We start from the raw sequence: 13,299 nt of genomic DNA, 5'->3' as shown, positions 1-13,299 counted from the left end.
CTAGGACGTTCCTTCCAGCACGTCGTGCAGGTCGTAGGTCAGCGGCACGTCGAGCTGGTCGTAGGTGCAGCTCTCCGGATCTCTATCCGGCCGCCAGCGCAGGAATTTCACGGTGTGCCGGAACCGATGATTCTCCATCTGGTCGTAGGCCACCTCGACCACCAGCTCGGGCCGGATGGGAATCCACTCGCCTGATTTCTCCGAACGCCAGCGGGTCGGTTCACCGGCCGACGGCTTGTCGGGGTCCAGACGCATCGGTTCGAACATCTGTTGTAGCTCGATGCGTTTGGCATCGGAGAAGGCGCCGGCCCCACCGACCATCCGCAGCTCGCCGCCGGCGTAGAGCCCCAACAACATGGACCCCAGACCGGTACCGCTCTTGTGCACGCGGTAGCCGAACACGACACAGTCGGCGGTGCGCTTGTGCTTGACCTTCACCATCTCGCGCTTGTTCTCGACGTAGGCGCCGGCGAGTCGTTTGGCGACGACACCGTCGAGTCCGGCGCCCTCGAATGCGGTGAACCAGTTGGTCGCGACGGCAGGATCGCCGGTCACCCGGCTGACGTGGAGTCGACGGTCGGCGCCACCAGATGGGGCGATGGCCCGCAACAATGCTTCGCGCCGCACTCCGAAGGGCTCACCCATCACGTCCGCCGGCCCCAACGCCAACGCATCGAAGCCGATGAAGATCGCGGGCGTTTTCTCGGCGAGCATGGTGACCCGCGACTCGGCGGGATGAATACGTTGGGCCAGGGAGTCCCAGTCCAGGCGATGGGTGTCGCCGATCAGCGCCGGGACGCCGATCTCTCCGTCCACCACGGCTTTCTCGGGCAGTTCGGCCTTGGCCGCACTGACGAGCTCGGGAAAGTAGCGCGCCAGATCCTTACCGCCACGCGATCCGATCGACACTTCGTCGCCGTCGCGAAAGATCAACGCCCGAAAGCCATCCCACTTGGGTTCATACGACCACACAGGGTCGTCGCCGGGCTGGTCGGGCACCGCGGTGACGGCCTTGGCGAGCATCGGCGCGATAGGTGGCATAACCGGGAGGTCCACGGGTCACATGGTACGGGCCGGGAAGGTGTGGGAAGACGGTGTTGGTTGCGTGGTTTCGATACGGTCTCGGCTAGCGCCTCGACCTACTCAACCACCGACACACACCACCACCTCGGCCAGCGCCGGTTCGGAGGACGGACTCACGCCAACAAACGCTCGCTGGACAACTCGCGGATTGAGTAGCCGCGAACAGAGTGAGTGGCGTATCGAAATCCGGCGTCGCCGGCCGGTCGGTAGGGTGATCGGCGATGGACCTGGGAGGAACCGCGATGCCGGCGGGGCGGTATGCGCCGTCCCCGTCGGGTGATCTGCACGTGGGTAATCTGCGCACCGCAGTGCTGGCCTGGCTGTTCGCCCGCACCACCGACCGGGCGTTCTTCATCCGGATGGAAGATCTCGACCGCACCGCGGTGGGCTCCGATCGCGGGCAACTGGCCGACCTCGCAGCGCTGGGCCTGGATTGGGATCCGCCGGTGATCTACCAGTCGCATCGACTGGCGTCATACCGTTCGGTCATCGACGGGCTGCGCGACCAGGGCCGCACCTTCGAGTGCTTCTGCACGCGGCGCGAGATCCTGGAGGCACCGTCGGCGCCGCATGCCCCACAAGGCGCCTACCCGGGCACCTGCCGCGACCTCACCGACGCCGAACGCGCCGATCGGCGCCGTTCACGTCCGCCGGCCATCCGAATCCGCGCCGACGTCGACCATTTCACCGTCGACGACATCCTGCACGGGCCCTACACGGCGATGGTCGACGACTTCGTGATCCAACGTAACGACGGCACCCCCGCCTACAATCTCGCGGTGGTGGTCGACGACGCTGCGCAGGGCGTCGACCAGGTGGTACGCGGTGGCGACCTGCTGTCGTCGGCACCGCGTCAGGCTTACCTGGCCGCGCTGCTGGGGCATCGGCAACCCACCTACGCCCACGTTCCGATGGTGCTCAACGACAACCGCATTCGCCTCAGCAAACGCGACGGCGCGGTGACCCTGACCGATCTGGCCGAAAACGGCGTGTCCGCCGCGCAGGTGCTCTCACACATCGCGCAGTCACTGTGGCTCGCCGAGGACGGCGAGTCGGTGGACCTGGCCGCGCTGGCCGAGCGTTTCCAGCCCGACGCCCTGCCGAAAGAGCCGTGGATCCTGACCGACGCCGACTGGCGCTGACACCGCCGACTCCCCACCGGTCAGGCGGTCGCGAGCAGCCGATCCAGCACGTCGTGCAACGTGAGCACACCGGCCACGTCGTCGTCGGCCACCACGATGGCCAGATGCTGCCGCGTTTCACGCATCGTGGCCAGTGCCCGGTGCACGGGCTCGGTCGCCGCGAACGTCTGGACCGGTCGCATCAGATCTACCGCGGTGGCCTCGGGGGCTGCGGACAGGCAGTCCCGGACGTGGACGACGCCCACATACCGGTCGGCGCCGGTGGCGTCGCCCTGCACGAGTAGTCGTCGATGTCCCGTCGACATCGACGTCGCGCGGATCGCCGCGGGCGACGCGGTCGGCTCGACTGAGCTCACCACTCCGTCGGCCAGCACGTCGGCGACGGTGAGCCGCTGCAGTTCCAGAGCGCCGGACAGGTGCGCGTGATAGCGCTCGTCGAGGGTGCCGACGGTGGCGGAGTGTTCGACGAGATGACGCAGGGCATCAGCGTCCTGCCCGGCGGCGACCTCGTCGACGGCCTCCACACCCACCCGGTGCAGACACCAGTTGGCCAGCACATTCAGCCGCACGATGAGCGGTCGGGTGACCCACATGAAAGCCCGCATCGGCAGAGCCAGCAACGTCGCCGACCGTTCCGGGTGCGCGATCGCCCATGACTTCGGCGCCATCTCGCCGACGACGAGGTGCAGGAACGTGACCGCGATCAACGCGAGGACGAACCCGGCGACGTCGGCGGACCACGTCGGCATACCCCATGTCTCGAACAGTGGCGTGAGCCAATGGTGCACGGCCGGCTTGGTCACGGCGCCGAGCGCTAGCGTGCACACGGTGATACCCAATTGCGAACCCGCCAGCAGCACCGACAGTTCCGAGGCGCTGCGCAGCGCGGCGCGGGCCGAGCGGCTGTCGGCGGCCGCGTCTTCCAACCGGTGCCGGCGGGCGGCGATGAGCGCGAACTCGACGGCGACGAAGAAGGCGCTCGCCGCGATCAACGCGATGGTGACCAGTAGAACAACCCACGGATTGCTCATCGTGCACCCTCCTCGGCGGTGGCGTCGGGAATGGTGAGCAGCACCGACGACGGCACATGCCGTCCCACCGACAGCACGGTCATCGTGGCGGTGGCGGGCCGCAGATCGTCCTCGTCGAGCGGCACCGGGTCACCGACCAGGTCCACCTCGACAAAGTCGCCGATGGCGGGCAGGCCGCCGAACTCGGCGATGACCAGTCCGGCGACGGTTTCATGGTCACCTTCGGGCAGGTCACGGCCGATCACGCGGGACACCTCGTCGAGGTGCGCGTCGCCGCGAACCCGCCAGCCCTCGTCGACACGTGCGATCGGTCGCGCTACATCGGAGTCGTGTTCGTCGTCGATCTCGCCGACCAGTTCCTCGGCGATGTCCTCGACGGTCACCACACCGGCGAATCCGCCGTACTCGTCGATGACCACCGCCAACTCGTCGTGAGCGGCGTCGATTTGGGCTAGCACCTCGGGCAGCGGCAGCGATACCGGCACGATCACTGCGGGCCGAGCGAGATCGGCCGCGGTGGAGTCCGCAGCATCGACCTCAGGGGTCGCGTCACCATCCGACCAGACGAGCAGGTCGTGGAGGTGGACGACCCCGGTCACGTCGGCACGATCGTCGACGACGGGGTAACGCGTGTGCCCGGCGCTCATCGCGGCGAGCACCTCGGCGGCCGGATCGGTCGCGCGCACCACATCCACGCGCGTCCGCGGGATCATCGCGTGCTCAGCGGTTCGGGTGGGAAAGTCGAGCACTCGATCGAGCAGCGCCGACAGTTCCGCGGGCAGCTCGCCCGCGTCGCGGGATTCGGCGACGATGTGTTCGAGGTCGCGCGGGGTGGCCGAATGCTCGACGTCGTGCACCGGTTCGATCCGCAGTGCCCGCAGCAGCAGGTTCGACGCGGTGTCGAATAGGCTGATCAGCCAGCCGAAAACGGCCAGGTAGATGGTGGTGGACCGAGCCAACCACCGCGCGACGGGCTCGGGCCGCGCGATCGCGAGGTTCTTCGGGAACAGCTCACCGAACACCATCTGCACCACGGTGGAGAAGCCGATCGCGATGACCGTGCCGAGGGTGACCCCGACCGCAACCGGGACCCCGACGTCGCCGAGTAGTTCCCCGACGCCGCTACCGATGAGCGGTTCGGCCACGTAGCCGACGAGCAGTCCGGTGACGGTGATGCCGAGTTGGGCTCCGGAGAGCATGAACGAGGTGCGCCGGGTGACGGTCAATGCACGGGCCGCGGCTGCGTCGCCGGCCTCGGCGCGAGCCTGCAACCGCGACCGGTCGACGGCCATGAAGCCGAACTCCTGCGCGACGAAGTAGCCGGTCAGGGCGGTGATGAGGACGACGACCAGGATTCCGACGATGATTCCGAGGACGGTCAACATGTGGCCACCGCCGTCGGTTCAGGCTTCGGCGAGCCGGGTCTTCGAGGTTTCTTGCGTTTCGGACGGGGGCGCTTGGCGCGTCTCATCGGGTCTTTCTGACTGGCGGTCGGGGCGGGGAGGGTGCGGTGTACGCACTGTCCTCACAAGTGCGCAACGAATGGTACGGCAGTCGGGTTCCCGCTAGTCCGGTGTGGCTTCGGTCACCTGTCGCGCGACCTCGACGAGCGGTGTGTTCGTATCCTGCGACAGACGCCGCAGCAACTCGAAGGCAGCCACCGCGTCGATGGTGAAGCGCTCCATCAACATCCCCTTGGCCTGACCGATCAGATCACGGCTGGCCAACGCGCTGCGGAAGTCGCCCTGCTGACGGGCCCGATACAGCGCCAGCGACGCATGGGTGGCGTAGACCAGACCCACCTCGACGGAGTCGTCGTCGAAAGCGTTGACCCGGTCGGAGAACAGGTTCAGTGCACCGATGGTGGCGTGATGGGTGAACAGCTGGAACGACAGGCTGGATCGGGCCGGCGTCTCGGCCACGGTGCGCGCCGACAACTCGGGCCAGCGCGGATCGGCGGCGATGTCGTCGACCCGGACCATGTGGTGCTGCCATGCGGCTTCCACACAGGGGCCCTGTCCGGTCTCTTTCTGCAGAAGATCGAGGTGGACCATGATCTCGTCGGTCGGGGCGATGGTCTCGTACTCGCGGGCCTTCGGGTCGACGAGCAGGACGCCTGCGTGATCGGTGCCCGCCACGTGCTCGACAGCACCGGCGGTGATGGCCTCGATCACCTCGTCACTTGCCGCGCGGTCGGTCTCGGGGATTGCGTGCATCGTGCGTGATAGGTCGGCGATCGCCTGATGGACACTCATCTGTCATCTCCTCCGGTCCCACGACGCCCCGGGCTCCCGGGCGACACGATCGTCGACGGCGGCCCGGTGTCCACAGTAGTAGGCCGCAGGAGCCGGCGGGCGCCCACCATGAGAGCGGTCCCCGGGGCTACAGATTCCGAACCCCGGGGACCTGGCCCTCGGCGAACTCCGCGGCGCCCGCCCGGGCTTGGTTGGCGGCTACCCGCTGCTGCGAACGGTCAAACGCGCGGCTGCGGTCAGCTGCGGGTACCCGCGTAGTAGCGCGCCAGGAACTCGTCCCGGTACTCCGGGTAGGTGCCGTCCTCGATGGCCTGGCGCGCGCGGTCGACCATCGTCACGATGAAGGACACGTTGTGCAGCGTGGCCAGCGTCGCGGCCAGCCCCTCCTTCGCCTTGAACAGATGGTGCAGATAAGCCCGGCTGTACTGGCTGGTGTAGTTGTCGATCTCGGGATCGAGGGATCGGAAATCCCTGCGGTACTTGGCATTGGTGATGTTGTAGCGCCCGTCGAGGGAGTAGATGGCGCCGTTGCGCGCCACCCGGGTGGGTGAGACACAGTCGAAGGTGTCGGCACCGTTCTCGATGGCGGTGAAGATGTCGTCGGGTTCGCTGATGCCGAGCAGGTGCTTCGCGGTGTCCTCCGGCAGTTCCTGGTTGACCCAGCCGACGATGGTGCCCAGATTGTCCTTCTCCAGCGCCCCGCCGATGCCGTAGCCGCCGAAGCCGCGTCCACCGTCGGCCTGATCCATCGCACTCATGGTGACCAGGTCGCGGGCGGCCTTGCGGCGCAGGTCCTCATACTGCGCACCCTGAATGACCCCCCACAGCGACTGCGCCGGACGGTGGGTGCGTTCCCGGGACAGCCGGTTGTGTTCGGCCAGGCATCGGATCGCCCACAGCCGGGTACGCTCCAACGAGTTCTCCTGGTAAACGCGCGTATTCATCAGAGTGGTCAGTTCGTCGAAGGCGAAGATGATGTCGGCGCCCAGCTGATGCTGGATCTGCATCGAGACCTCCGGGGTGAACCGGTGCGCGGACCCGTCCAGGTGCGATTTGAAGGTGACGCCGTCGTCGTCGACCAGCGACAGACGTTCGCGACCCTCGGCGGTGATCTCGTCGTTCTGCTCCCCGGTGACATCCATCGAGATGACCTTCTTGAATCCGGCGCCCAGCGACATCACCTGGAATCCACCGCTGTCGGTGTAGGTGGGGCCGGGCCAGTTCATGAATGCACCGAGCCCGCCGGCCTCGTCGATGATGTCCGGCCCGGGCTGTAGATAAAGGTGATAGGCGTTGGCGAGCACCGCCTGCGCGCCGAGTTCGCCCACCGCCTCGGGCAGCACCGTCTTGACGGTGGCCTTGGTGCCGACCGGCACGAAGGCCGGCGTGCGGATGCGGCCGTGCGGGGTGTCGATGACGCCGGTGCGGCCCATCGTCCCGGGCAGAGAGGTCCCGACGGAGAACGAGTGGTCGGGGGACAGAGACATGGAGCTCACCGGCGAATTCTCGCAGTTGGACACCACCACACAAAACCCGACGTTCGACGGGGGACACGTGTTGGGTCCGGTTGCGCCGACGCGTGGGCCGTCGCTCGGCCGGATACGCGGCATGCGATTCGTTACGGTGAATCCATGTCGCGAATCGTCACAAGGTTGTCTCTCGGTTTCTGCGCTCTGGCCCTCTGTGCGTTCGCCACCGCTTGCGGAACCGAGGAGCAGGCGGTCGAGACGACCACCGCCACCCTCAGCGAGAACCCGTCGGCGCCGGTGGTGGCAGGTCCGAGTCCGCGGCCTACCAGCGACACCACGCAGGCGCAGCCGACCGACGATCGCGAATGCGGCACCACGTCCGGCCCCGATGGCGCACTGCGCGTACTGATCACCGACGGGACCGTCTCCTGTGAGGAGGCCATGGCCCTGGCGGCGCAGTACGGACCGATGATCGCGACGGGACGCGACCAGATGGTCGACGGGTGGGAATGCGGCCCGTCGGACGACGCCGGAGTCCTCGCGAAGTGTGAACGCGACAACGACGCCACCACCGATGACGACGACGAGATCGACTTCGCGCCCTGATCCAACGGGGCCGGCCGCCCTGGATTGTGGCGCTCATGACCTGACGCCCTTGACCCTGACGCCCTTGACCCTGACGCACCGTAAGGCGCGACAGTGTCCGGTGTGAGCGATGCGGAACACGAGTACACGGTCGGCGCGGTGGCACGGCTCGTCGGGATCAGCGTGCGCACTTTGCATCACTACGACCACATCGGTCTGGTGGTGCCATCGGGACGCACCCGTGCCGGATATCGGGTCTACGACGATGCCGATGTCGAACGACTGCACCGGGTACTGACCTACCGTCAGCTCGGGTTCTCGCTGGAGCAGATCGCGACCCTGCTCGACGATCCGTCGGTCGATGCGCTGGCGCATCTGCGTGATCAGCACGAATTGCTGACCGACCGGATCGATCGGTTACGTCGGATGGTCGCCGGTGTGGAGGACATGATGAATGCGAAGCGCGACGGCATCCAATTGACGGCTGCCGAACAAGCCGAGATCTTCGGCGACGACTGGCCGGGCGAGGACTACGCCGCCGAAGCAGAAGAACGCTGGGGTGACTCCGACGCGTGGCGGCAGAGCCAGGAGCGCACCGCCGGGTTCTCGAAAGGCGACTGGCAGGCGGTGAAGGCGCAGACCGACGCCCTCGAGGAGCGGTTGGCCGAGGCGATGCGTGCCGGCGTGATGCCGGGGACACCGGAGGCCAACGCACTCGCCGAGGCCCACCGGGCGTCGATCAACCGGTTCTACGACTGCGGACATGAGATGCAGGTGAACCTGGCGCAGATGTACCTCGCCGACCCCCGGTTCACGGCGCACTACGACGAGCGCGCCGAGGGTTTGGCGCAGTACGTGCACGATGTCATCGTCGCCAACGCCGACGGGCAGTGATCTCGATACGCGTGCTCGCCTGGCGGCTCGCAGGCTACTCGATCACCAGTTTGGCTCCCCCGGAGCGAGGGAGCGCGACCTCCACGAGCCTCGCCACCCCTCGGCGATCGAGTAGGGCACACCCCTCCGCGCGCCGCCCCATGCTGGGGATCGAGTAGGGCACACCCCTCCGCGCGCCGCCTCACGCTGGGGATCGAGTAGGGCGCACCCCTCCGCGCGCCGCCTCATGCTGGTGATTGAGTAGGCCGAGCCCCTGGGCGAGGCCGTATCGAAATCACCCGACCGCGGCTTCCTCAGCCCAGTAACGCCTGCGCGACCCGCTCGAGCGCCGCGGCACGGCTGGCCTTCACCAGCACCGCGTCCCCGGCCTCGAGGTCGGCGAGGGCGGCGACGGCACTGTCGACGTCGGGGACGTGGCGAGCGGACTCACCGTAATCGGGGGCGTCGACGGCGATCACCTCGACGCCGAGGTCACGCGCCTGCTCGGCGACCGACAGATGCGCTGCCGCCGAACCGGCACCGAGCTCCCCCATCGTGCCGAGCACGGCCACCCGGCGGCCGGCATCGAGCACCGCCAGCGACCGCAGGGCCGCGGCCATCGAGGTGGGGTTGGCGTTGTAGGCATCGTTGAGCACCAGCACCCCGGCGGGCGAGGTGACGAGGTCCATGCGGAGTCCGGACAGACTCGCACCGCGCAGGCCGTCGGCCATCCGATCCACCGGCACACCGAGCCAGCCGGCGGCGGCAACCGCGGCCAGCGCATTGGGCACCTGATGCTCGCCACGAGCACCGAGCGCGATGTCGGCATCACCCCACGGGGTGTGCAGCCGGAAGGACGCGCGCAGCTCGTCGTCGAGGACCACGTCCGAGGCGCGGACATCGGCTGTCGAACCGAGTCCGAAGGTCAGCACGCCCGCGTCGGTGCGCTCGGCCATGGCGGCCACCCGCTCGTCGTCGGCGTTGAGGACAGCGAGGCCATCGACCGGCAACGACTCGACGAGCTCACCTTTGGCGCGCGCGACCGCATCGATGTCGCCGAACAGTTCCAGGTGCACACCCTCGACGCGGGTGACAACACCGACGGTGGGCCGCGCGATCGAACACAGCAGGTCGATGTGGCCGATGCCGCGGGCGCCCATCTCGACCACGACAGCCTCGGTGTCGGCCGGGGCGTTGGCCAGGGTCAGCGGCAGCCCTAGCTCATTGTTGAACGATTTCTCGCTCGCGGTGGCACGGAACGTGGTGGCCAGCGCCCCCGCCAGCAGATCCTTGGTGGAGGTCTTGCCGACCGACCCGGTCACCCCGACGACCCGGTCGGGCAGGCGATCGCGGGCCGCGGCACCGAGATCGGCCAACGCCGCGGCGGTGTCGGTGACGGTGATCGCCGGCAACGCGACGTGCGGCAGGCTGCCCTCGGAGCTCAGGTACGCCGCGGCACCCGCCGACTGCGCCGACGACACGAACTCGTGCCCGTCGCGGGCGGCCACGATCGGCACGAACAGCTGCCCGGCCTGCACGCTGCGGGAGTCGATGCCGACCCCGGAGATCTCCACGTCATCGCCGACCAGCCGCCCATTGACCGCAGCCGCGATCTCGCTCGCCCTGAATTGCACACCGCAACGCTACAAGGCTCGCCGCCGACCGCCACATACCCGAGGAGGACAAACCCAGACGACTCGCACGACATCGTCGACGTATGGTGTGGGCCATGGCCTCACCCCTGCTGCGTCTGGTCGTCCTCTATGGCGGCGTGTCCGCGGAACACGACGTCTCCTGTGTGACCGCCGCCCACGTCTTGGCCGCCGCCGACCGCAGCAAGTACGACCTGGTGCCGATCGGCATCACCAAATCGGGGACGTGGCTGCGCAACGACAAGGCGATAGCGGCACTCGCCGAGGGCAGCGACCTACCCGAACGACTCGAACCGGCCGGTACCGAGGTGGAGCCCGTCGCTGCGATCCGCGGCGAGGGCACCGATCAGGCGATCACCGTGGTACTCCCGCTGCTGCACGGACCGCACGGCGAGGACGGCACCATCCAGGGCATGTTGGAGCTGTTCAAGGTCCCTTACGTGGGTGCGGGCGTGCTCTCGTCGGCGCTGTGCATGGACAAGGCGATGGCCAAGATCGTCGCCGAGCAGGCCGGAATCCCACAGTGCCGCTGGGTCGAGTTCCGCGACGGGATCGACGACCCGAACGAGATCGTCACCCGCGCGGTGGCCGAGCTCGGGCTGCCGGTGTTCGTCAAACCCGCCAACCTCGGCTCGTCGGTGGGCATCACCAAGGCCCACGACGCGGCCGAACTCGACAAGGCCGTCGACCTCGCGCTGCGCTACGACGATGTGGTGATCATCGAGGAGGCGGTCACCGCCCGCGAGGTGGAGGTGGCGGTTCTCGGCAACGCCGCCCCGGAGGCGTCGGTGCCCGGAGAGATCGTGCCGGGCAGTGAGTTCTACGACTACGAGGACAAGTACGTCACAGGTGCCGCGCAGCTGGTGATCCCCGCCGACCTGCCCGACGACGTCACCCGCGAGGTCCGTGAACTGGCGGCCAAGGCGTTCACCGCCTTGCGCTGCGCGGGGATGGCACGTGTCGACTTCTTCTATGAGGCCGAGAGCCGCGGCTGGCTCCTCAACGAGGTCAACACCATCCCGGGCTTCACGCCGGCCTCGATGTATCCGAAGCTGTGGGAGGCCACCGGGATCAGCTACCCCGACCTCATCGATCAGCTCGTCGCGCTCGCGCTGGACAGCCATCGGCGCCGGGTCGGGTTCTCCACCGAGCACTGACGAGGGTCTCGATACGCGGCGGGCTCGCAAGCTCGCACGCCGCTACTCGACCAGCGGGCGAGACCCACCCCGCAAGCTCGCCCACACCCCTCAACCGGCGGGCGCGCCACCACACGCCCACTCACACACCCCCCAACCGGCGGGCGCGCCACCACACGCCCACTCACACACCCCCCAACCGGCGGGCGAGCCACCACACGCCCACTCACACACCCCCCAACCGGCGGGTGGCCACCACACGCCCACTCACACACCCCCCAACCGGCGGGTGGCCACCACACGCTCACTCGCACATCCCCCAACCGGCGGGTGGCCACCACACGCTGATCGAGTAGCCACCGAGCCGCCAGGCGAGGTCGCGTATCGAGATCACCCCCGAATCAATGGTCGGGGTGCCTACGGGGTTTCGGACGCCTCCGAGGCTGCCTGAGCGGTAATGTGCTCGACGTGACAGACCCCGGCCGCGACGAGAAGCACTCGCTGCGCCGTCCGGATGGCGATCCCGCGGTGGTGCTGCGAGTTCTGGTGTATTCGGACCATTCCGACACCCGCGCGGCGGTCCTCGGTGCGCTCGGGGGCAACCCCGATCCCGCGCTCCCCGAGCTCAGCTTCGTGGAGGTGGCCACCGCCCCGATGGTGTTCGCGCAGCTCGATGCCGGCGCGATCGACGTCGCCATCCTCGACGGTGAGGCCGCGCCCGCCGGCGGCATGGGCATCGCCAAACAGATGCGTGACGAGATCGACCCGTGTCCGCCGATCCTGCTGTTGCTCGGTCGCGCCGATGACCGCTGGCTGGCCGACTGGTCGCGGGCCGACGCCACCGCGACCCTCCCGGTGGACCCGATCGCGTTGTCCACCACCCTCGTCGACCTGCTCCGAAACGCCGAACTCCAGAAACCCTGACAAGGGCGGCTCCCCCGCTAGTAGGCTTTGTGTCACAGCTCACATGTGACTCCGACTGTGGGGAGGCCGTCACGATATGAACGCCTACGTCCCGATCATGGTCCTCGGGGCAATTGCTGTGGCGTTCGCGGTCTTTTCAGTTGGCGTTGCGATGTTGATCGGACCGAAACGGTACAACCGCGCCAAACTCGAGCCCTACGAGTGCGGCATCGAACCGCACACCGAATCACACGCTCTGACGCCCGCCGGCGACGACTCGACCGGCGGCGTGCTCACCGCATCACGGATCACCGAGCGGGCCGTCCAACGTATCCCGGTGAAGTACTACCTCACCGCGATGCTGTTCATCATCTTCGACATCGAGATCGTCTTCCTCTACCCGTGGGCGGTCGCCTTCGACCTCCTCGGCTGGTTCGGTCTCGCGGCCATGGCGCTGTTCATCGTCAACGTTTCGGTGGCCTACGCCTACGAATGGCGACGCGGAGGGCTCGCCTGGGAATGACCACGATCTCGGTGCGCGCCCGACGCCGGGCGGTACCGGGAACGTCGCTACACGTGAGGAGGTGTCGCCGATGGGACTCGAGGAGAAACTGCCGAGCGGGTTCCTGTTGAGCACCGTCGAGGATCTGGCCGGGTTCATGCGCAAGGGTTCCCTGTGGCCGGCCACCTTCGGCCTGGCCTGTTGCGCCATCGAGATGATGGCCACCACATCGGGTCGCTACGATCTCGCCCGTTTCGGGATGGAGGCGTTCCGGGCCTCGCCCCGACAAGCCGACCTGATGATCGTCGCCGGTCGGGTCAGCCAGAAGATGGCACCGGTGTTGCGGCAGATCTACGACCAGATGACCGAGCCCAAATGGGTACTGGCGATGGGTGTTTGCGCTTCGTCGGGCGGCATGTTCAACAACTACGCGATCGTGCAGGGTGTCGACCACGTAGTGCCCGTGGACATCTACCTTCCCGGCTGCCCCCCGCGGCCGGAGATGCTGCTGCACGCCATCCTGAAGCTGCATGAACAGATCCAGCAGATGCCGCTCGGCGTCAACCGCGAACAAGCCATCTGGGCTGCCGAACAGGCAGCGCTGCAGGCGAAACCGACGATCGAGATGAAGGGCCTGCTGCGATGACCGAACCCCGGGCGCCCAAGGC

At 67.8% G+C, this 13,299-nt stretch carries 13 protein-coding genes; 7 read left to right on the top strand and 6 right to left on the bottom strand.

Going from position 1 to position 13,299, the window contains the following annotated elements; all coding sequences use genetic code 11:
• Nucleotides 1-1,056, bottom strand: a complete 1,056-nt coding sequence (locus tag ACIGKQ_RS10675) for an ATP-dependent DNA ligase (protein ID WP_266063701.1) — start codon at nucleotides 1,054-1,056, stop codon at nucleotides 1-3.
• A 248-nt stretch (nucleotides 1,057-1,304) separates the two neighbouring features.
• On the opposite strand from ACIGKQ_RS10675, the gene gluQRS reads away from it, so the two are divergent.
• Nucleotides 1,305-2,225, top strand: coding sequence for a tRNA glutamyl-Q(34) synthetase GluQRS (gene gluQRS, locus ACIGKQ_RS10670; RefSeq protein ID WP_235723394.1), 921 nt, complete (start codon nucleotides 1,305-1,307; stop codon nucleotides 2,223-2,225).
• A gap of 20 nt (nucleotides 2,226-2,245) precedes the next feature.
• Here the strand turns inward: gluQRS and ACIGKQ_RS10665 are convergent, their stop codons facing one another.
• The 4 genes from ACIGKQ_RS10665 to tgt all read right to left on the bottom strand — a co-directional run bounded on the left by ACIGKQ_RS10665 (nucleotide 2,246) and on the right by tgt (nucleotide 6,998).
• Entirely contained in the window at nucleotides 2,246-3,256 is a 1,011-nt protein-coding gene (locus tag ACIGKQ_RS10665; protein WP_396573543.1) for a hemolysin family protein, read from the bottom strand.
• Nucleotides 3,253-4,641, bottom strand: a complete 1,389-nt coding sequence (locus tag ACIGKQ_RS10660) for a hemolysin family protein (RefSeq protein ID WP_396573541.1) — start codon at nucleotides 4,639-4,641, stop codon at nucleotides 3,253-3,255. The genes ACIGKQ_RS10665 and ACIGKQ_RS10660 overlap by 4 nt, the downstream gene beginning before the upstream one ends.
• A gap of 180 nt (nucleotides 4,642-4,821) precedes the next feature.
• Entirely contained in the window at nucleotides 4,822-5,511 is a 690-nt protein-coding gene (locus ACIGKQ_RS10655; protein WP_235723391.1) for a GAF and ANTAR domain-containing protein, read from the bottom strand.
• Nucleotides 5,512-5,747: 236 nt separating this feature from the next.
• The gene (tgt, locus tag ACIGKQ_RS10650; RefSeq protein WP_396573605.1) at nucleotides 5,748-6,998 is read right to left on the bottom strand and encodes a tRNA guanosine(34) transglycosylase Tgt; all 1,251 of its coding nucleotides are present in this window, start codon (nucleotides 6,996-6,998) and stop codon (nucleotides 5,748-5,750) included.
• A gap of 144 nt (nucleotides 6,999-7,142) precedes the next feature.
• Here tgt and ACIGKQ_RS10645 point away from each other — a divergent pair, with 144 nt between their 5' ends.
• A complete protein-coding gene (locus ACIGKQ_RS10645) occupies nucleotides 7,143-7,586 on the top strand; it encodes a hypothetical protein (RefSeq protein WP_266063706.1) in 444 nt (147 codons plus the stop codon).
• A 102-nt stretch (nucleotides 7,587-7,688) separates the two neighbouring features.
• Nucleotides 7,689-8,459, top strand: a complete 771-nt coding sequence (locus ACIGKQ_RS10640) for a MerR family transcriptional regulator (RefSeq protein ID WP_396573539.1) — start codon at nucleotides 7,689-7,691, stop codon at nucleotides 8,457-8,459.
• A 293-nt stretch (nucleotides 8,460-8,752) separates the two neighbouring features.
• Here ACIGKQ_RS10640 and murF read toward each other — a convergent pair whose 3' ends face one another.
• Complete coding sequence (murF, locus tag ACIGKQ_RS10635; protein WP_396573537.1) at nucleotides 8,753-10,072, bottom strand: UDP-N-acetylmuramoyl-tripeptide--D-alanyl-D-alanine ligase; 1,320 nt, start codon at nucleotides 10,070-10,072, stop codon at nucleotides 8,753-8,755.
• A gap of 95 nt (nucleotides 10,073-10,167) precedes the next feature.
• Here murF and ACIGKQ_RS10630 point away from each other — a divergent pair, with 95 nt between their 5' ends.
• From ACIGKQ_RS10630 to ACIGKQ_RS10615, 4 genes are all read left to right on the top strand, one after another.
• Nucleotides 10,168-11,247, top strand: coding sequence for a D-alanine--D-alanine ligase family protein (locus ACIGKQ_RS10630; RefSeq protein WP_396573535.1), 1,080 nt, complete (start codon nucleotides 10,168-10,170; stop codon nucleotides 11,245-11,247).
• Nucleotides 11,248-11,727: 480 nt separating this feature from the next.
• Nucleotides 11,728-12,150 carry a hypothetical protein gene (locus ACIGKQ_RS10625; protein WP_268900174.1) on the top strand — a complete coding sequence of 141 codons (423 nt, stop codon included), beginning with the start codon at nucleotides 11,728-11,730 and terminating at the stop codon, nucleotides 12,148-12,150.
• A gap of 76 nt (nucleotides 12,151-12,226) precedes the next feature.
• Nucleotides 12,227-12,652 (top strand): NADH-quinone oxidoreductase subunit A, encoded by a 426-nt coding sequence (locus ACIGKQ_RS10620; protein WP_235723386.1) that lies wholly within the window; start codon nucleotides 12,227-12,229, stop codon nucleotides 12,650-12,652.
• A gap of 70 nt (nucleotides 12,653-12,722) precedes the next feature.
• Nucleotides 12,723-13,277: an NADH-quinone oxidoreductase subunit B family protein gene (locus tag ACIGKQ_RS10615; protein WP_235723385.1), complete on the top strand. Its 555-nt coding sequence runs from the start codon at nucleotides 12,723-12,725 to the stop codon at nucleotides 13,275-13,277.
• The last annotated feature ends 22 nt before the right edge of the window (nucleotides 13,278-13,299 follow it).

This window comes from Gordonia sp. NPDC062954 (assembly GCF_044543825.1).
Lineage (GTDB): Bacteria > Actinomycetota > Actinomycetes > Mycobacteriales > Mycobacteriaceae > Gordonia > Gordonia tangerina.
Note: the sequence above shows the minus strand (reverse complement) of the source record. Positions and strands in the feature narration are given on the sequence as shown.